The following is an 18,410-nucleotide window of genomic DNA, read 5'->3' as shown; positions in this document are numbered from 1 at the left end:
CTGTCCGTGTTGGTGTTGGCAGATCAGAACGGTGCGAAGCCGAGATGCTCGCGGAAGCGGTTCTTGACAAAGGTGCCATCGCGCGGAGGCAAGGCCCGTTGCGGCTCGTCGGTCGAGATATAGACCTGCGCCACGGTCATGCCCTCGGCCTTCCTGATGGCTTGCGCCAAATTGCCCAGCTCCTCGATATCGGAAATCTCGAGCGTCGTCGGCACGCCGACCGCCTTCGCCACCTGGGCCAGGTTGGTACCCAGGCTGGTGTGGCTTTGCTGCATGCCAGTCTCACCGAAGTGGCCGTTGTCGAGAATCACGATGTTCAGGTTTTTCTGCTGTTGCGCCGCCGCCGTTGCCAGGCTGCCGATGCCCATCAGCTGCTCGCCGTCGCCGGTGATGGCGATCACGGTCTTCTCGGGTTGTGCGATGGCAAGCCCGAGAGCCAGCGAGGTGGAACCGCCCATCGCGCCCCACAGGTAGAAGTTGCCGGGACGGTCGCCAGCGGCGAACACGTCGTACGAAGGCGAACCGAGGCCCGAGACTACGAGCGCGTCAGGAAATTGCTTCAGCAGTTCGGCAACGAACTTGCGGCGGTCGATGCCAGGCTTGGAGGTAGAGGTAGTCATAGGATCAGCGCATCCACTTTTTGCGGCCGATAAGGCTCTGGGACAGGAGAACGGCAACGCGGTTGCCAGCGTCGAAGGCGGAAACCAGGCCGGCGTCGACCAGCTCGGCGGCCTCTTCCGGCGAATTCACGCGATAGACCGTGATGCCCATCAGCTCCAGCGCGCGCTGGGTGGCCAGGCCCATGGGGTTCTGCCAGGGATTGAACTCGGCGTACTCGCCGCGCATGGTCACCAGGGTGAAGAACGGGAACTTGCAGCTCTCCAGCAGCGAGAACATGTTCACGCAGTTGCCGACGCCGCTGCTCTGCATCAGCAGCACCGCGCGATCCCCGCCCAGCCAGGCGCCGCTGACGACGCCCACGCCTTCCTCTTCCGTGGTCAGCACCACGTCGCGGATTTCGGGGTCGGCCTTGGCGCGTCGGATGACATGCGAGTGGCCGGCGTCGGGCACGTAGGCCACCTGGCGGACGCCGTTCTGTTTAAGGACCTGGAAGATGTCCTCTTGCCAGGCAAGAGGCTCTGAGTTGTTTGTCGTCATAGTGCGCAAGTTAAGAAAGGGGAAAGCGGAGGGACAACGTTTGCTATCATAGAGTTGACTAGCTGGAAGTATGAAATACAATTAATTGATGTCTGCGATCACGAAGTTGAATGCCGGCCAAGGGCCTTTACAGATATGGACATCAAGCAGCTTCGAGCCCTGTTAGCCATCGCCGAGACCGGCAGCGCCACCAAGGCGGCCGAGCTCCTGCGCATCGTGCAGCCGGCGGTTTCCCGGCACGTGCGCCTGCTCGAGGAGGAACTGGGCGTCGAACTGTTCGAGCGCGAGCGCCATGGCATGGTCCTGACTGACGCCGGCCGCACGCTGGTCGAATACGGCCGCAGGGCGCTGCAGGAACTCGATCGGGCCAAGGCGGAGATCACGCCGGCGTCTGGCGCGATTTCAGGCACTGCGGTCATCGGGCTACTCCCAAGCACTTGCGAACTGCTGGCAGCGGAGCTGGTTGCCACGGTGAAGGCCAGGCATCCGCAACTGGTGGTACGCATCAACGTCGGCTACGCGGGAAACCTGCTGCAGTGGCTCGAGGCCGGCGACGTGGAGGTCGCCTTGCTCTACGACACCAAGAGTTCTCCCGGCCTGCACGTCGAAGCACTGCTCGATGAACAGCTCTACCTGGTGGGACCCGCTGGCACCCTTGCGCCAGGCGAGGAACAAACCGTCGAGAGCTTCCGCGACCTGCCGCTGATCCTGCCTAACGCCCCGCACGGGTTACGCAGCGTGGTCGAGCATGCCTGCGCGGTCGCCGGCATCACCCCGGTGGTAGCGGTCGAGACCAACTCGCTGGTGGTTCAGAAAAACCTGGTCGGCAAGGGATTCGGCCACACCGTCCTGCCGAGCTCCGCGATTTCCGAGGAGATGGAGACTGGCGCGCTGGCGGGCGCGCCCATCGTGTCGCCCAACCTGTCGCGCCGCATCGTGCTGGCGCACGCGGCCACCCGCAGGCTGACACCCGCAGCCAGCTTCGTCCGCGCCGAACTGGTGGCATTGATGAAGCGGCTGGTGCTCGACGGCGCATGGCCCGGTGCATCCTGGATCAGCGCTTGATACGGTGCCAGCGGCAGTTCAGTCCAGTTCGATGTTGGCGGCCTTGATGACCTCGGCCCACCGGCGCGTCTCAGCCTGGACAAACCTGGCCGCCTTGTCCGGGGTGGAATCGACGATGGGCTGCACGCCGATCTTTTCCATGCGCTGACGCACCTCAGAGTCCTTGACCGCCGTCTGCAAGGCAGCGCTCAGCTTTTCAATGACCGGGGCCGGCGTGCCCTTTGGCACCATCACCATGTTCCACAGCGACGTTTCATAGTTCGCGTAGCCCGCTTCCTTCATCGTCGGCACGTCCGGCAGCACGCTGGAACGCGTGGCAGTCGTGACCGCGAGCGCCTTCAGGCGACCGGACTGGATCATGGGCGCAGCCGTCGACACTGCATCGGTAATGAACTGGACGTCGCCGGAAATCACGGACTGGATCGCCTGGCTGGCGCCACGGAACGGAACATGGGTGAGCTTCAGGTGCTCCTGGAACTGCAGCAACTCGACCGCCATATGGACGGCGCTACCCTTCCCCGCGGAACCGTAGCTGTACTTGCCAGGATTCTTCTTGATGTCCTCGACCAGTTCCCTGGCCGTGTTCGCCTTCACCGAAGGATTGACCGCCAGCACCATCGGCACCCCCGCGACCACAGATACCGGCACCAGCGCATTGACGGGGTCATACGGCAGCTTCTTGTAAAGCGTGGCGTTGATGGCGTGGGAACTGGTGCCGAACAACAGCGTGTAGCCGTCCGCCGGGCTCTTGGCGACTACGTCGGTCGCAATGGTGCCGCCGGCACCCGCCTTGTTTTCCACCACGACCGACTGCCCGAGCAAGGCGCCGAGCTTGTTCGCCACGATACGCGCCACCACGTCGGTGCTGCCGCCGGCGGCGAAGCCGACGACCATTCGGACGGGATGGTCAGGGTAAGCAGCCTGGGCGTGCGCGCTGAACGAAATGAGCGCACCGATCCCTACTTGAGCAAGCAAGCGTTTCATGTCTCTTCCAGGTAGATAGTTTTGGTTGGGTGGCGCATTGCGCGTCGACACCCTTTGAAGCGATGGTAGCGAGCAACCGTGGCGACGGTGAAATAGAAAATTCCGCTGCTGCTATCAAGAGGCGGCATGCCTGGGGCTACTACTGCGGTGTTAACCCGAAGCAGCCTCCGCAGGCCCCGCGTAAACGCAAGTACGCCGCGCAGCCATCGCCGCGCGGCGTACATTCAAGGTCCAACGGAACGGAAGCGCTGGCGCGCTACCGGCCGCAGGATGTCAGTCGGCCTCCACCTTCATGGTCTTCAGCAACGGCTGCCACTTGTCGCTTTCCGCCTTGAGCCAAGACCTGAGCCCCTCCGGCGTCTGCTTGTCGAGCGGCACCACCTCTGCACCCAGGTCGTCAAGCCGCCTGGCGACGGCAGGATCTTTCAATGCCTGCTGCAGGGCCTTGGTCAGCCTGGCCGTGACCGCGGGCGGCGTACCCTTGGGCGCATAGATCCCATGCCAGACCTTCATCGAGAAGCCCTTCAGGCCGCCTTCCTGCAGCGTCGGCGCATTGGGCAGCGCCTTGATCCGGCTCGGTGTCGTCACGCCATACAGCTTGACGCGGTTGGCGTTGATATGCGACAGCGTCGAGGTGGTCTGGTCGCACAGCAGGTCCACCTGCCCGCCCAGCAAGGCCGTCAGCGCGGGCCCGGTGCCCTGGTAGGGAACGGAGGTCATCTTGACTTTGACTGCCTCCTCGAACAGCAGGCCGCATAGCTGCGAAACCGCGCCAAGGCCGGCATTGGCCAGCGAGACCTTTTCCTTGTTCTGCTGCACGTACTTGATCAGTTCCGCCGCGTTGGCCGGCGGCAGGTCCTTGCGGCCCAGCAGCGTCATCGGCACATCCGCCACCTGCCCGATGTACTCGAAATCCTTCAGCGGGCTGTAGGAGAGCTTCTTGTACAGCGCCGGCGCCGTCGCCATGCCATTGTGGTGGATCAGAATGGTGTAGCCGTCGGGCTGCGCCCGCGCCACGAATGCGGCCGCCACTGTGCCGCCGGCGCCGAGCTTGTTTTCCACGACAACGCTCTGCCCCAGATCCTTCGACATGGCCTGCCCAAGCGCCCGCGAAACCACATCGGTCGGGCCGCCCGCCGAGAACGGCACCACCAGCGTGATGGGCTTGGACGGATATGCATCCGCTGCCAGCGCCCCAGCGGAAAACGCCAGCCCGAGCGCTCCGCATGTGATCCACTTCATACCGGCCAGCATGGCCTTGCCCGCTTGAACGCACATATCACCGTCTCCATGTCGCCGGCGCGCTGACTTTGTCGCGCCGGTCGGTTTATCAAACAGGGCTAGAGTGCGGGATAGCGGCACCGGAGGACAATCCGGATTTATCGAACGGGCCATACGGCCAGGCCGAACGCACGCCGGCCGATCACCCGGTCTGGAACATCTGCCCGAAGTCGCAGGCCTCCCGGGCCAGCATGGCGATGGGCGACACAAGCTCGCTGCAATGGTCACTCTTGCAGATGGCGGCATCCGCCCGCCACCATGGCGCATCTTCCGGCAGCAGGTCGAAGCCTCATGTTCTGCTCTCCCTAGCCACGCGCCCATGGCGCTGGTCCGCCTGAAATCGCCTGAAATTTTCAACCAATGAAAATATACGGCATTCGTTTGACGCTCTTTCGCTCCGCTCCCTAAGATCTCCCACACAGAGTTTCCCTCAACGAAACCAGATGCGCGCGCACCGCCTCGCGCCCAGGAGACAACCCGATGCAACGTCATTCCCCCCAGCGGCGTGCCGTAGTTGCGGCGCTCGCCACCCTGCCCGCCTTGTGCGCCTGGTCCGCACCGGCCTGCGCGGCAGAGGCATTTCCTTCACGTCCGATCCGGCTGGTGGTGCCCTTCACGCCCGGCGGCACCACTGACATCCTGGCGCGCCTGGTTGCGCAGAAGGCGGGCGAGGCGCTGGGTCAGCAGATCGTGGTCGACAACCGCCCGGGCGCGGGCGGCAACATCGGCGCGGAGGCGGTGGCGCGCAGCGCGGCTGACGGCTATACGCTGCTGATGGGCACGTTGGGCACGCAGGTGACCAACCAGTTCATCTACCCGCGCATGCCGTACGACAGCACCCGGGACTTCGTGCCCGTGACGCTGGTCGCCAACTCGCCCAACGTGCTGCTTGTCAACAGCACGCTGAACGCCAGGTCGGTGGGCGAACTGGTGACGCTGGCCAGGCGCCAGCCGGGCAAGATCAACTATGCCTCCACCAGCACCGGCGGGTCGCCCCACCTGTCAGGCGAGTTGCTGAACATGATGGCGGGCGTCAGCATGCAGCACGTGCCGTACAAAGGGGCCGCTCCCGCCATGACGGACCTGCTCGCGGGCCAGGTCAACCTGATGTTCGACAACCTGCCGTCCGCGCTGGCACAGATCCAGACCGGCAAGGTGACGGCGCTGGCGGTCACCAGTGCCAGGCGGGCCTCGGTGCTGCCTTCCGTGCCGACCGTGCGCGAGTCGGGGCTGCCGGGCTATGAAGTCAATTCCTGGTTCGGGCTGCTCGCTCCGGCCGGCACGCCGCCGGAGCGTGTTCGCCAGCTCCAGCAGGCGGTGGATAAGGTGCTGGCCACGCCCGACGTGCGCAAGCGCATCGAACAGCTTGGCGCCGAGCCGGGCGGCGAAGGCTCCGCCGCGTTCGCGGCGCAGATCAGTAGTGATACGGAAAAATGGTCGCGCGTGATCCAGACCGCCGGCATCAAGGCGCAATGACACGGCTCGGCAGCGCCACCCCCTGACACAGGACAACCATGACCAAGACCAACACCCTTCGTATCGGCTCGGGATCGGGCTGGTGGGGCGACCGCGTGGAGCCGGCCGAGCGTTCGGCGCGCCTGGGCAAGCTCGACTACCTGTGCTTCGAGACCATGGCCGAGGCCACGGTATCCGCCGCGCAGGTGCGCAAGCGGCGCGATGCCGCTTTCGCCGGCTACGACACCTATCTCGACGAGCGCATGCGCGCAGTGCTGCCCCCCTGCATCGCCAACGGCACGCGCATCATCAGCAACCAGGGCTGGATTCATCCGCTGGGCGCAGCCCGGCGCGTGGCCGAACTCTGCGAAGAACTGGGCCTGCCCGGTGTCAGGATCGCCGCGGTCACCACCACGGACCTGACCGGGAGCATCTGCGAGCTGGATCTCACCCTGCTGGAAAGCGGCGCACCGGTGTCCTCGCTGCGTGAAACGCTGATCAGCGCCGAGCCATACGAAGGCGCCGAGCCGATCGTCGCCGCATTGCGTGCGGGCGCGCAGATCGTGATCACCGGGCGCGTGGCCGACCCGTCGCTGTTCCTCGCGCCGATGATCCATCATTTCGGCTGGTCTCCGGACGACGTGACACGGCTTGCGCGCGGCAGCGCCATCGGCCATTTGCTCGAGTGCGGCGCGCAGGTGACGGGGGGATATTTCGGCGATCCCGGCTACAAGGATGTGCCGGAACCATGGAACCTGGCCTTCCCGATCGCCGAGGTGGAAGCCGACGGCAGCGCCGTGATCGGCAAGGTGGACGGCAGCGGCGGGCGCATCGACCTGCAGACGGTCAAGGAGCAAATGTTCTATGAAGTCCACGACCCGCGCCGCTACATCACGCCGGACGTGGTGGTCGACTTCTCGACCGCGGTGCTCGAACAGGTGGGGCCGGACCGCGTGCGCATCAGCGGCGTGAGCGGGCAGCCGCGCACCGATACGCTCAAGGTGTCGCTGGGCTGCACCGAAGGGCATATCGGCGAAGACATGTTCTTCTTCGCGGGGCCGGGTTGCCTGGAAAAGGCCAGGCTGGCCAAACGCATCCTCGAAGCGCGCTTTGCCATGGCAAGGTTGCAGGCGGATGAGGTGCGCATCGACTTCCTCGGCGTCAACGCCGTGCACGGCGCGGCCTCGCCCGAGCCTGCCTGCGAGCCCAACGAGATCGCGGTCCGCGTCGCCGCGCGCACCCGCACGCGCGCGGAAGCCGCCAAGGTCGGCCGCGAGATCGACAGCATGGCGGTCTGCGGCCTGGCCTCCACCGGCAAGCGCGTGCCGCACCAGGACCGCACGCGCGAGATCATCGGCGTCTGGTCGGCGCTGGTGCCGCGCGCGTTGATCACCTCCCAGGTCCACTATCTCTGAGGATTCGCCATGCGTGTACCACTGCGCCGCCTCGCACACAGCCGCTCCGGCGACAAGGGCAATACTTCGAACACGGCAGTCATCGCCTATGCGCCGGAGTTCTACCCGCATATCAAGGCACAGCTGACGGCACCCATGTTCAAGGCGCTGTACGGCACGCTGATCACGGGAGCGGTCACGCGCCATGAAGTGGATGGGCTGCAGGTGCTCAACTTCGTGGCGGAGGGCGCGCTCGGCGGCGGTGTGTCGCGCAGCCTCGCGATCGACAACTACGGCAAGGCGCTGGCCAGCGCCGTACTGCGTTTTGAAGTGGAAATACCTGATGCGTTGGCCGGCCTGCTGCGCGGGCCGGCGCCATAGGCTCGCCGGAGTAGGCGTCAGCCGCCGCCGGACTGGCGCCCCCTGGCACGTCGGCCGTCGGTGCACGCGCCGGCCCGCGGCGGTATCACGGTGCGCGTCCAGGCGCTGGTGATGCGCCGCGCCTCTTGCTTGAGCTTGCGCGCCAGCGCGGCCTCGCGCGAGCGGATGCGCGCACTCAGCGCCGCCACGCTCAAGGCACCGATCGGCCGGCCCTCATAGTCGAGAATCGGCACCGCGATGCCGCCCATCCCGTCAACCACCCAATCAAGAAACAGCACATGCCCGCGCGCGCGGGCGGCCTCGATTTCCGCGGCGATGCACGCCGCATCGAGCCGCGGGTACTTGCCAAGCTTGCGCGTGGTCTGCTGCAGCCGGCGCGCGCGCTCGGGCGCGGGCAGCCATGCCAGCACCGCCAGGCTGCCGGCGCCCACGCCAAGCGGCCGACGCGTGCCGACCGTCACGTAGTTCGCCCGTATCGCATACGTGCCGGGTTCCAGGTCGGTGCACACCGCCTCGCCACGGCTGGCCTCGGTCAGCACGGCGGTATCCTCGAACGCCTCCACCAGCCGTTCCAGTGCCGGACGCGCCAGCTTGCGCAAGTCCACGCGCCGCTGCGCCACGTCTGCCAGCTGGAAGATTTCGGGCCCGATGCCGTAGCGGCGCGCCTGGTCGCGCGTGGCGAAGCCCTCCTGCACCAGCAGGTCAAGCATGCGCGAGGCCGTGGCCGGATCGAGCCCGGTTGCGCGCGCCACGTCGCTCATGCGGCGCACTTCCGGATCGGACAGCGCGCGCAGCACGGCCAGTGCACGCTGGATCGGAGATGGGCGCGATGGCACCTGGCGGGCCCGCTCAGGCAGGCCCGGCGCCAGGGCAGCGCTCAGCCATGATGCGATGTTGCCAGGGTATCGCGCTTGATCTTCTTTGCCAGCGACCACTTGTGGACTTCGGTCGGGCCGTCGTAGATGCGAAACGCACGCACTTCACGGAAGACCTGTTCGACGATGGTGTCGCGCGACACGCCCATGCCGCCGAGGATCTGCACGCAGCGGTCAGCCACGCGGAATAACGCATCGGACACGGCCACCTTTGCCATCGAACTCTCCGCGGTGCCCAGGGAACCGCCGTCGAGCACCCCGGCGCACCAATCGATCATCAGTGCGGCCTGCTGCAGGTCGATCAGGTTCTCGGCCAGCATGAAGCCCACGCCCTCGTGGTCGATCAGCAGCTTGCCGAAAGCCTTGCGCGTGGTGGCGTAGGCACGCGCGGTCTCGTCGGCACGTGCCACACCGCCGAACCAGCGCATGCAATGCGACAACCGCGCCGGCGACAAGCGAACCTGCGCATAACGGAAGCCCTCGTCCACCTCGCCCAGCACCTGGTCCTGCGGCACGCGCAGGTCGTCGATCAGAACCTGTGCATGCCCGCCCGGCATGGAACTGTCGATGGTATCGAGCAGGCGCTCGATGCGGATCGCCGGATGCGGCAGGTCGACCAGGAACATGGTGGCCTGCGCGCGCTCACCGTCGCCGGTGCGCGCCATCAGGATGCCGACCCTGGCCCCTTCCGCACCGGTGATGAACTTCTTGCGTCCGCGGATCACCCATTCGTCGCCGTCCCTGACCGCGGTGGTCTGGAGCATCGACGGGTCGGAACCGGCCCCGCCTTCTTCCGCTGGCTCGGTCATGAAGAACGCGGAGCGGGCCTCGCCGCTGACCAGCGGTGCAAGGAAGCGTTGCTGCTGTGCGTCCGTGGCGACCTTGCCCAGCAGGAACATATTCCCCTCGTCCAGCGCCATGGTGTTGACCGCGACCGGCCCGAGGGGCGACAAGCCCGAGCGCTTGAGCACGGCCGCAGTTTCGAGCTGGGTCAGGTGAGAGCCGTCGGCCAGGATATGTGGCGTCATCACGCCGGCGGCGCGCGCCTGGTCGCGAAGCTCGGCGACCAGCCCGGCCGTCGGACCATGGGCTTCGCAGCGCGCATCGCGCTCATAGGGCACCGCGACGTCGCGGACAAAGCGCTCGACGCGATCGGCAATGACACGGCTTCTTTCTGTGGGACAGGCGGTGAACATGGTGAGCCTCGTTGTCAGGACAGGATCAGATTGTAGGACGGCACGCCGCCGGGCCGCTGTCACGGAAGGCTGTTCGAACAAGGAACCCCGACATCTGGTCTGCAGCCCTTGCCTGCCGCCCAACAGAGTAATCGCATTGCGATTACTAGTATGTGGATTTCACCTATACCTATGCTCATAACAATCGACTAATATGGCTTCAATCGAGCACGAGGGCACAAAGCGATGTCACTTGTATTGAAGCTGAAAGACCTGTTGGGACCCGATGCGGTTCTCACCGAAGCCGCGGACGTTGCCGCCTACATCGAGGACTGGCGCGGCCGCTACACGGGTCCGGCGCTGTGCGTGGTGCTGCCGGCTTCCACCGCGCAAGTCGCCGCGGTGGTGGAGGCCGCGGCCCAGGCCAACGTGCCCGTGTTGCCGCAAGGCGGCAATACCAGCCTGTGCGGCGGCGCGGTGCCAGCCCCGGACGGCACGCCCCCCATCGTCATCAGCCTGGCGCGCATGCGGCGCATCCGCGCCATCGATGCGGCCAACAACTCGATGGAAGTCGAGGCAGGCTGCGTGCTGGCCGCGATCCAGCAGGCGGCGGCGGAACAGGGGCGTCTCTACCCCGTGAGCCTGGGCGCCGAAGGCTCCTGCCAGATCGGCGGCAACATCGCCACCAATGCGGGCGGCACCGGCGTGCTGCGCTACGGCAACACCCGCGACAACGTGCTCGGCCTTGAAGTGGTCCTCCCTGACGGCCAGGTCTGGAACGGCCTGTACCGCTTGCGCAAGAACAACACCGGCCTAGATCTCAAGCACCTGTTTATCGGCTCTGAAGGCACGCTGGGCGTGATCACCGCCGCCACGCTCAAGCTGCACCCGCTGCCCACCGCGCACGCCATGGCGTGGCTGGCGGTGCGCACGCCGCAGGCGGCGCTGGAGATGCTGGGACGCTTCCAGCAGCGCTGTGGCGCCACGCTGTCCGCGTTTGAAATGCTCAACGACGTGCAATTGCAGATCGTGCTCGATCACGTGCCCGGCCGCCGTGCGCCCTTGCCTGCCAGCCATCCCTGGCACGTGCTGGTGGAACTTGCCGACACCGGCCGGCGCGAACTGCTCGACGAGGTGCTGCAGGAAGTGCTGGAGCAAGGCGTGGCCGAAGGCCTGGTCGACGATGCCGTGGTGGCCGCCAGCGGCGCGCAGCGCGAAGCCATGTGGCAGGTGCGGCATAGCGTCTCCGAAGGCAACAAAAAGGCGGGCCTGGGCCTGAACACCGATTGCGCCGTGCCGGTCTCGGCGGTGCCGCAGTTCATTGAGCGCGCCACCGCGGCGGCGCATGCGGTCCTGCCGGATTTGCCGATCATCGTGGTGGCCCACCTGGGCGATGGCAACGTCCACTTCATCCCGCTGGTGCCTTTCCCGCAGTGGGAAGCGCTGCCAGGGCGCGATGCCGTGGCCGCCCGCATCAAGCATGCCATCGACCAGGTGGCTTACGAGCTGGGCGGCACCTTCAGCGCGGAACATGGCATTGGCCAGGTCCTGACCGAAGAAATGGCGCAGTTCAAGCCGGCGGTCGAGATCGCCATGATGCACGGCATCAAGCGCATGCTCGACCCTCGCGACCTGTTCAACCCCGGCCGGCTGCTGCCGTCCCCACCTTCCCAGCAATAACGGCAATCAAGGAGCCCGCATGAACGATCACAGCCCCATCAACTCTTCTCGCCGGCGTGCCCTCAAGGTCGCCGCTGCCGGCCTCGGCACGCTTGCCGCGCCCGCCGTGCTCCAGTACGCGCGCGCGCAGTCCAAGCGCATCGTGGTGCGCGACGACGGCGGCATCTACACCAAGGCCTACAGCGCGGTGTACTACAAGCCGTTCACCGAGAAGACCGGCATCGAGGTGGTGGGCGTGCAGGCCAACGCCGAACCGGTGGCGCAGATCCGCAGCATGGTCGAGACCAAAAACTACACTTGGGACATGGCCAAGATCAGCCAGCCGGCCATCCTGCTGCTGACGCAGGGAGGCAAGGTCTACCTGGAGAAGCACGGCCTGGAGGGCGACGCCACCGTCAAGACCATTCCGGCGCATTTCATGTCGCCCTATGGCGTGGGCACCAACGTCTACAGCACGGTCCTGGCCTATCGCACCGACGCCTTCAAGGGCCGCAAGGCACCGTCGTCGTGGGCCGACTTCTGGAACGTCAAGGATTTCCCCGGCCGCCGCGCCCTGCGCAAGCACCCGTTCGACACGCTGGAAGAGTCCCTGATGGCCGCCGGCACGGCGACCTCCGCGCTCTATCCGCTCAATGTCGACCGGGCCATCGCCAACCTGGAGAAGATCAAGGCGAACGTGGACGTGTGGTGGAACTCCGGCGCCCAGGTTGAGCAGATGCTCAAGTCCGGCGAGGTCGACATGGTGGCCACCTGGGTGTCGCGCGCACAGAGCGCGGCCGCCTCCGGTGCGGAGGTTGGCATCGTCTGGAACCAGAACCTGTGGGGCGTGGACAACTGGTCCATCCTGGCCGGCACGCCGAATGCGCAAGCCTGCCGCGAGTTCATCAAGTTCGCCTCCGACCCGAAGCGCATGGCCTCGCTGGTGGAGTACTTCCCGGCGGGCGTGACCCAGCCGGATGCCTTCAAGTACCTCAAGCCCGAGGTCGCGAAGAACTGTCCGACCCACCCCGACAACATCAAGTCGGGCGTGCAGATCAACGCCAAGTACTGGCTCGACAACCAGGCCGCGGTGATGGAGAAGTTCAACGGCTGGATCCTCAAGTGATCTGAACCTCTTCACCAGACACCACAAGCAACGACACGATGCCGAACTTCAAACTCAAGATTTCCGGGCTGACCAAGCGCTATGGCGACTTCGTCGCGCTGGCCCCGACCGACCTTGAAGTGGCCGAGGGGGAATTCCTTACCCTCCTGGGCCCTTCGGGCTCGGGCAAAACCACGCTGCTCAGCCTGATCGCCGGGCTGGCCGTGCCGGACGGCGGCCAGCTGCTGATCAATGGCAAGGACGTGACCTATGGCGCCCCCTACGAGCGCGATATCGGCATGGTGTTCCAGAACTACGCGCTGTTCCCGCACATGACGATCGCGGAGAACATCGCCTTCCCGCTGAAGATGCGCCGGGTCGACGCGGCCACGGCCAGGCGCCAGGCACTGGAAGCCCTGGAAATGGTCCGCCTGCCCCACGTCGCGGCGCGCTTCCCGAAGGAACTCTCGGGCGGCCAGCAGCAGCGCATCGCGCTGGCCCGTTGCCTGGTCTACAAGCCGTCGATCATCCTGATGGATGAACCGCTGGGCGCCTTGGACAAGAAGCTGCGCGACCACATGCAGCTGGAAATCAAGCGCATCCACCGCGAACTGGGCACGACCATCGTCTATGTCACGCACGACCAGGAAGAGGCGATGACGATGTCTGACCGCATCTGCCTGATGAACGGCGGCAAGATCGAGCAGCTTGGCACACCGTCGGACCTGTACTTCCGCCCGCGCACGCTGTTCGTGGCCGACTTCCTGGGCGAATCGAACCTGTTCGAGGGCACGGTCACGGAAGTGCGCGGCGACCACGTGGAGGTGGCGCTGGCACAGGGCGGCGCCGTCGCCCACGCGGTCACCAATGCGCCGGTGGCTGCCGGGGGCAAGGTGCGGGTCATGGTGCGGCCGCAGAACATCGCCATGGCCAACGGCGTCACCGCCGCCAATGCGGTCAGCGGCAAAGTGCTGGACAGCATGATCACCGGCAGCCTGACCAAGCTGTACGTGGAATCCGACGCCGCCGGCCAGGCCCCGGTGGTGCTGTCTTACCCCACCTCGATGGGCGCTTCCCGGCATGCGGTCGGGCAGCAAGTCACGCTCACCTGGCAGCGCAGCGACGCTGTCGCCGTCCCGGATTCCCTATGACCGCCGTCGCCCTGCAACGCCGACCCCTACCCTGGCTGCGGCCCGCCTTGCTGGCCGCGCCGCTGGTGCTCCTGTTCGTGGTGCTGCTGGTCTACCCGGTCGGCCAGCTCCTGCTGCTGAGCGTCTACAGCGACGGTGCCTTCACGCTGGCCAAGTACCGCCAGCTGTTTGCGTCGTCGGTCTACGTCGACGTGATGCTGATCACGCTGAAGATCTCGCTCTGGACCACGCTGCTCTCCGTGGTCGCCGGTTACCCGGTGGCCTACCTGGTCTCCTCGCTGTCAAAGGACAGGAAGGCAAAGTGGCTGTTCTGGGTGCTGCTGTCGTTCTGGACTAGCTTCCTGGTACGCGCCTTTGCCTGGATCGTGATGCTGGGCCGCAACGGCGTGGTCAACCAGTTGCTGAGCGCCGCGGGCCTTCAGGACGCGCCTTCCAACCTGCTGTACAGCCTCGGGGCCGTGCTGGTGGCGATGGTGCATGCGCTGATGCCGCTGGCGGTGCTGACCATGCTGTCGGTGATGGAGAACATCGACCGCAACCTCCCGCGCGCGGCACTGACGCTTGGGGCACGGCCTGGCACGGCGTTCTGGCGCGTCTACTTCCCGCTCTCGATGCCGGGCGTGGCGGCTGGCGCCATCATGGTGTTCGTCACCGCCGTCGGCTTCTTTATCGTGCCCGCGCTGCTGGGCGGACGCAAAGAAATCATGGTCGCCCAGCTGATCATCGACCAGGTGCAGCAGACCATGAACTGGGGCTTCGCCGGCTCGATCTCGGTGTTGCTGCTGCTGGTGGTGCTGGCGGTGTTCGCCCTGTATGACAAGGTGCTCGGCCTCTCGTCGATGGCTGGCGCAGCGGAGCAACGCACCCGCTCCGCCGCCGCGCACGATGGCGTGCTGCATCGGCTAGGCGACAGCGTGCTGGGCGCGCTGGGAACGGTCAGCGACAGGCTGCTGGCATTGGTGCCGCGCGGCCGGCGCGAGCCGCAGCCGGGCGACTCGCTGCCGCTGCGCACGACCGTGCTGCTGGTGCTGCTGTTCCTGAGCGTGCCTGCGCTGCTGATGATCCCGCTGTCGTTCGCCGACAAGTCGGGCCTGAACTGGCCGCCGCGCGGCTTCACGCTGCAGCACTACCAGGACATGCTCGCGTCGCCGCTGTGGATGCAGGCCGGGCTGCGGTCGTTGCTGGTCGGCCTTGGCGCCGCGGTGCTGGCGCTGCTGGTCGGCACGCCGGTGGCGTTCCTGCTGGCGCGCTCGCAGATGCGGGGCAAGTCGCTGCTGCTGGCGTTCGTGCTGTCGCCGATCATCATCCCGCGCATGATCATCGCGGTGGGGATGTTCTACTTCTTCGCCAAGGTCGGGCTGGTCGGCACCTCGCTGGGCCTGATGATCGGCCACACCGTCATTGCCGTACCCTACGTCGTCATGACGATGATGGCGGTGCTGCGCAACTACGACACGCGGCTCGACCTGGCGGCGCAAAGCCTGGGCGCCCGGCCCTGGCAGACGCTGCGCTACGTGACGCTGCCGATCCTCGCCGCCGGGCTGTTCTCGTCCTTCCTGTTCGCCTTCGCCACCTCGTTCGATGAGCTGACGATCGCCCTGTTTGCCTCTGGCGGACTGAGCGCCACCCTGCCCAAGCAGTTCTGGGACGAGGTGACACTGCAGCTTTCACCGGTGATTGCCGCGGTGTCTACCTGCCTGTTCGTCTTCATTACCCTCCTGATCACCTGCGCCGAGCGCTTGCGCCGCAAGAGCGCCGGGCGCTGAGAACCTTATCCATGAACAACAAGCTTACCGCCGCCGACCTGCGCGGCATCTTCCCCGCCATCCCGACGCCCGTGACGGCCGACGACAGGATCGACCAGGACGCCACGCGCAAGCTGATGGCTTATCTGCTCGCCAACGGCGTTTCCGGCGTGGTGCCGCTGGGCGGCACCGGCGAATACGGTGCCCTGGCGCGCGAGGAGCGCGTACGCATGGCGGCCCTTTGCGTCGAAGCCGCGGCGGGCCAGGTTCCCGTCATTCCCGGCGTGCTCGACCCGGGGTTCCACGATGCGCTGGATGCGGGCAAGGCCTTTGCCGGCGTCGGCGCCTCTGCCCTGATGGTGCTGACGCCGTATTACACCTCGCCGACCCAGCAAGGCATCCGCGACTATTTCCTGCGCTATGCCGACGCCTCGCCGGTGCCGGTCATGATCTACGAGATCCCCTACCGCACGCGGATCGCGATCGCGCCCGAGGTGCTGCACGAGCTGTCGCGCCACGAAAACATCATCGGCATGAAAGCCTGCAACACCGACATGTACCACTTCCTCAAGGTGGTGGCGGGTGTCGACGACAGCTTCAGCGTGTTCAGCGGCGAGGACAGCCTGTTCCCGCTGCACATGGCGGGGGGGGCCAGGGGTGGCGTGGTCGTGACCGCCTCCGTGCTGCCGCGCACCTGGCGTGCCATCTATGAGCTCGGCGTGGCCGGCAACACCGCGCAAGCGGTACGCCTGCACCGCGAGCTGATTCCGTTGCTGGACTTGGCCTTCTCCGAAACCAATCCGGGGCCGCTGAAATCCGTGCTCGACCTGGTGGGCGTGACCGCGCCGAAGGTGCTGGCACCGCTGGTAGCGCCGGCACCCGGGCTGCAGGCACAGCTGCGTGCCGAACTGACGCAGCGGCTGCAAGCCGAGGCTGCCCTCGCCTGAGGCGCCGACGATCATGCTGCCGGCCATCAAGGACTATCGGGACCTGGCGCGGCGCAGGCTGTCGCGCTTCGCCTTCGACTATCTGGAGGGAGGCGCTGAGGACGGGCGCACGCTGGCACGCAACCTGGCCGCATACCAGGCACTGCTGTTCCGGCCGCGCGTGCTGCGCGATGTCACGGAGATCGATCCCGGCATGGAGATCTTCGGCCGCAAGTACAGCCTGCCATTGCTGGTGGGCCCCACGGGGCTGAACGGACTGTACTGGCCGAAGGCCGAAGAGGCGCTGGCACGGGCCGCGCGCGCTGAGGGCCTGCCCTTCGTGATGTCGACGGCATCGACCTCGCCGATGGAAGACGTGCGCGCCGCCACCGACGGCGACCTGTGGCTGCAGCTCTACGTGCAGCGCGACCGCTCCATCGCCGAGAACATGATGGCGCGCGCACGCGCCGCCGGCTTCAGCACCCTGATGCTGACCGTCGACACCATGGTCCACGGCAAGCGCGACCATGACATCCGCAACGGCTTTCGCATGCCGGTGCCGTGGACGCCGCGGCTGCTGGCTGACCTGGCGGCCCATCCGCGCTGGTGCCTGCGCATGCTGCGCCAGGGCGGCTCGCCGCAGCTCGTCAACCTGGCCCGCAGCAGCGGGATGGCCAACGACCTGAAGACGCAGGCGGCGGGGTTGAGCCGGCAGATGGACATGTCGCTGTGCTGGGACGACATCGCCTGGCTGCGCCAGCACTGGCACGGGCCCGTCATCATCAAGGGTATCCTTACGCCGGCTGACGCGGAAATCGCCGCCCGCCAGGGCCTGGATGGCATCGTGGTCAGCAACCACGGCGGCCGCCAGCTGGAAGGCGCGCCCAGCGCAGTCGAGATGCTGCCCGCCATCGTCGCGGCGGCGGGCAGGATGCATGTATTCGTCGATGGCGGCGTGCGCCGCGGCGCCGACATCGCCAAGGCGCTGGCAATGGGCGCCCGCGGCGTGCTGGTGGGGCGCGCACCGCTGTACGGGCTGGCGGCGCGCGGTCCCCGCGGCGTAGCGGAAGTCCTGGCCATCCTGCGTGGAGAATTCGAGACCACGCTGCGGCTGCTCGGCATTCCGCAGGCAGCGAGGCTGGACACTGCCGCGCTCTCGGACGACCATGCCGCGCGGCTGGCCGCACTGTAAGCCGTGAAAACGATGACAAGGACGAACAGGAGGTTGTGTGGATTCAGGTAATGAAGGCAACGGGCTGCGCACAAGGCGCGAGCGTTCGTCCCTGTTCGTCGGTTCGGTGGAAAAGGCCTTCCAGGTGCTGGAAGCCTTCCACGGCCCGGACCGCCGCCTGATGTCGATGGCGGAGATCGCCCGGGCGGCCGATCTCGACCGCAGCGCAACGCAGCGGCTGGTGCACACCCTGGAACAGCTGGGCTACATCCGGCGCCTGCCCGATTCGGCGATGTATGGGCTTGCGCCGAAGGCACTGGGCCTGTCGTACAACTACCTGCGCTCCAACGACCTGGTCGAGCGCGCATCGCCCTACCTGCTCGATATCAGCCGCACGCTGGGGGAAACCGCCAACCTGCAGGAACTCGACGGGCACGAGATCGTGTTCCTGGCCCGCTTCCCGGGGCAGCACCTGATCAACGTCGATTTCGGGGTCGGGTACCGGCTCCCGGCCGTGTACACCGCGTCCGGGATTGCGATCCTGTCGAAGCTGCCCGAGGCACAGCGCCTGGAGGTGGTGCGGGCGACCGCACTGAACCCCATCACGCCGTTCACGGAAACCGACCCCGACAAGCTGATGACGGCGATCCGCGAGGCCGGTGAACGCGGCTATGCCGTGGCCATGAACCAGACCGTGGTCGGCGACATCTCCGTCGCAGCAGCAATCACCGACCACCGCGGCCTGCCGGTTGGGGCCATCAACATCTCAGTCCCGTCCACGCGCTGGACGCTGGAAACCGCCCAGGCCAAGCTGGCCCCGCATGTGCAAGTGGCGGCCATGTCGATCTCGCAGGCGAAGCGGATGAGTTTTCAGACAGCATGAGC

Annotated in this window: 17 protein-coding genes; 11 read left to right on the top strand and 6 right to left on the bottom strand. The window is 66.4% G+C overall.

What is annotated here, in order from left to right; translation table 11 throughout:
• Positions 1–23: 23 nt before the first annotated feature.
• Positions 24–620: a thiamine pyrophosphate-dependent enzyme gene (locus tag AC1Q7H_RS17795; RefSeq protein WP_013953415.1), complete on the bottom strand. Its 597-nt coding sequence runs from the start codon at positions 618–620 to the stop codon at positions 24–26.
• Between the two features lie 4 nt (positions 621–624).
• Positions 625–1,158, bottom strand: coding sequence for a thiamine pyrophosphate-binding protein (locus tag AC1Q7H_RS17790; RefSeq protein ID WP_211981849.1), 534 nt, complete (start codon positions 1,156–1,158; stop codon positions 625–627).
• Between the two features lie 135 nt (positions 1,159–1,293).
• Here AC1Q7H_RS17790 and AC1Q7H_RS17785 point away from each other — a divergent pair, with 135 nt between their 5' ends.
• A complete protein-coding gene (locus tag AC1Q7H_RS17785; RefSeq protein ID WP_013953417.1) occupies positions 1,294–2,223 on the top strand; it encodes a LysR family transcriptional regulator in 930 nt (309 codons plus the stop codon).
• Between the two features lie 18 nt (positions 2,224–2,241).
• On the opposite strand, the gene AC1Q7H_RS17780 is transcribed toward AC1Q7H_RS17785, so the two are convergent.
• Both AC1Q7H_RS17780 and AC1Q7H_RS17775 read right to left on the bottom strand, forming a co-directional pair.
• Positions 2,242–3,207 carry a Bug family tripartite tricarboxylate transporter substrate binding protein gene (locus tag AC1Q7H_RS17780; protein WP_013953418.1) on the bottom strand — a complete coding sequence of 322 codons (966 nt, stop codon included), beginning with the start codon at positions 3,205–3,207 and terminating at the stop codon, positions 2,242–2,244.
• 273 nt (positions 3,208–3,480) lie between these two features.
• Positions 3,481–4,485 (bottom strand): tripartite tricarboxylate transporter substrate-binding protein, encoded by a 1,005-nt coding sequence (locus AC1Q7H_RS17775; RefSeq protein WP_013953419.1) that lies wholly within the window; start codon positions 4,483–4,485, stop codon positions 3,481–3,483.
• A gap of 483 nt (positions 4,486–4,968) precedes the next feature.
• On the opposite strand from AC1Q7H_RS17775, the gene AC1Q7H_RS17770 reads away from it, so the two are divergent.
• The 3 genes from AC1Q7H_RS17770 to AC1Q7H_RS17760 are packed head-to-tail and all read left to right on the top strand — an operon-like array spanning position 4,969 to position 7,718.
• Positions 4,969–5,964, top strand: coding sequence for a Bug family tripartite tricarboxylate transporter substrate binding protein (locus AC1Q7H_RS17770; RefSeq protein ID WP_211981850.1), 996 nt, complete (start codon positions 4,969–4,971; stop codon positions 5,962–5,964).
• Positions 5,965–6,002: 38 nt separating this feature from the next.
• Entirely contained in the window at positions 6,003–7,358 is a 1,356-nt protein-coding gene (locus AC1Q7H_RS17765) for an acyclic terpene utilization AtuA family protein (protein WP_211981851.1), read from the top strand.
• A gap of 9 nt (positions 7,359–7,367) precedes the next feature.
• Complete coding sequence (locus AC1Q7H_RS17760) at positions 7,368–7,718, top strand: AtuA-related protein (RefSeq protein ID WP_013953422.1); 351 nt, start codon at positions 7,368–7,370, stop codon at positions 7,716–7,718.
• A gap of 17 nt (positions 7,719–7,735) precedes the next feature.
• On the opposite strand, the gene AC1Q7H_RS17755 is transcribed toward AC1Q7H_RS17760, so the two are convergent.
• Both AC1Q7H_RS17755 and AC1Q7H_RS17750 read right to left on the bottom strand, forming a co-directional pair.
• On the bottom strand, positions 7,736–8,554 hold the full coding sequence (locus AC1Q7H_RS17755) for an IclR family transcriptional regulator (RefSeq protein WP_013953423.1): 819 nt from the start codon (positions 8,552–8,554) through the stop codon (positions 7,736–7,738).
• 41 nt (positions 8,555–8,595) lie between these two features.
• Positions 8,596–9,789, bottom strand: a complete 1,194-nt coding sequence (locus tag AC1Q7H_RS17750; RefSeq protein WP_492381513.1) for an acyl-CoA dehydrogenase family protein — start codon at positions 9,787–9,789, stop codon at positions 8,596–8,598.
• Positions 9,790–10,014: 225 nt separating this feature from the next.
• On the opposite strand from AC1Q7H_RS17750, the gene AC1Q7H_RS17745 reads away from it, so the two are divergent.
• The 7 genes from AC1Q7H_RS17745 to AC1Q7H_RS17715 are packed head-to-tail and all read left to right on the top strand — an operon-like array spanning position 10,015 to position 18,408.
• A complete protein-coding gene (locus AC1Q7H_RS17745; RefSeq protein ID WP_013953425.1) occupies positions 10,015–11,448 on the top strand; it encodes an FAD-binding oxidoreductase in 1,434 nt (477 codons plus the stop codon).
• Between the two features lie 19 nt (positions 11,449–11,467).
• Positions 11,468–12,553, top strand: a complete 1,086-nt coding sequence (locus AC1Q7H_RS17740; protein ID WP_492381512.1) for an ABC transporter substrate-binding protein — start codon at positions 11,468–11,470, stop codon at positions 12,551–12,553.
• A gap of 38 nt (positions 12,554–12,591) precedes the next feature.
• Positions 12,592–13,683 carry an ABC transporter ATP-binding protein gene (locus tag AC1Q7H_RS17735; RefSeq protein ID WP_058696498.1) on the top strand — a complete coding sequence of 364 codons (1,092 nt, stop codon included), beginning with the start codon at positions 12,592–12,594 and terminating at the stop codon, positions 13,681–13,683.
• Positions 13,680–15,449, top strand: coding sequence for an ABC transporter permease subunit (locus AC1Q7H_RS17730; RefSeq protein WP_013953428.1), 1,770 nt, complete (start codon positions 13,680–13,682; stop codon positions 15,447–15,449). Before AC1Q7H_RS17735 ends, AC1Q7H_RS17730 begins: the two co-directional genes overlap by 4 nt.
• 11 nt (positions 15,450–15,460) lie before the next feature.
• Positions 15,461–16,375 (top strand): 4-hydroxy-tetrahydrodipicolinate synthase, encoded by a 915-nt coding sequence (dapA, locus tag AC1Q7H_RS17725; RefSeq protein WP_013953429.1) that lies wholly within the window; start codon positions 15,461–15,463, stop codon positions 16,373–16,375.
• Between the two features lie 13 nt (positions 16,376–16,388).
• A complete protein-coding gene (locus AC1Q7H_RS17720) occupies positions 16,389–17,546 on the top strand; it encodes an alpha-hydroxy acid oxidase (RefSeq protein ID WP_492381511.1) in 1,158 nt (385 codons plus the stop codon).
• Between the two features lie 37 nt (positions 17,547–17,583).
• Positions 17,584–18,408, top strand: a complete 825-nt coding sequence (locus tag AC1Q7H_RS17715) for an IclR family transcriptional regulator (RefSeq protein ID WP_010810310.1) — start codon at positions 17,584–17,586, stop codon at positions 18,406–18,408.
• Positions 18,409–18,410 lie beyond the last annotated feature (2 nt).

It is taken from the genome of Cupriavidus sp. GW823-FHT06D04 (genome assembly GCF_058795055.1).
This window is presented reverse-complemented; position numbering and strand designations above follow the sequence as displayed.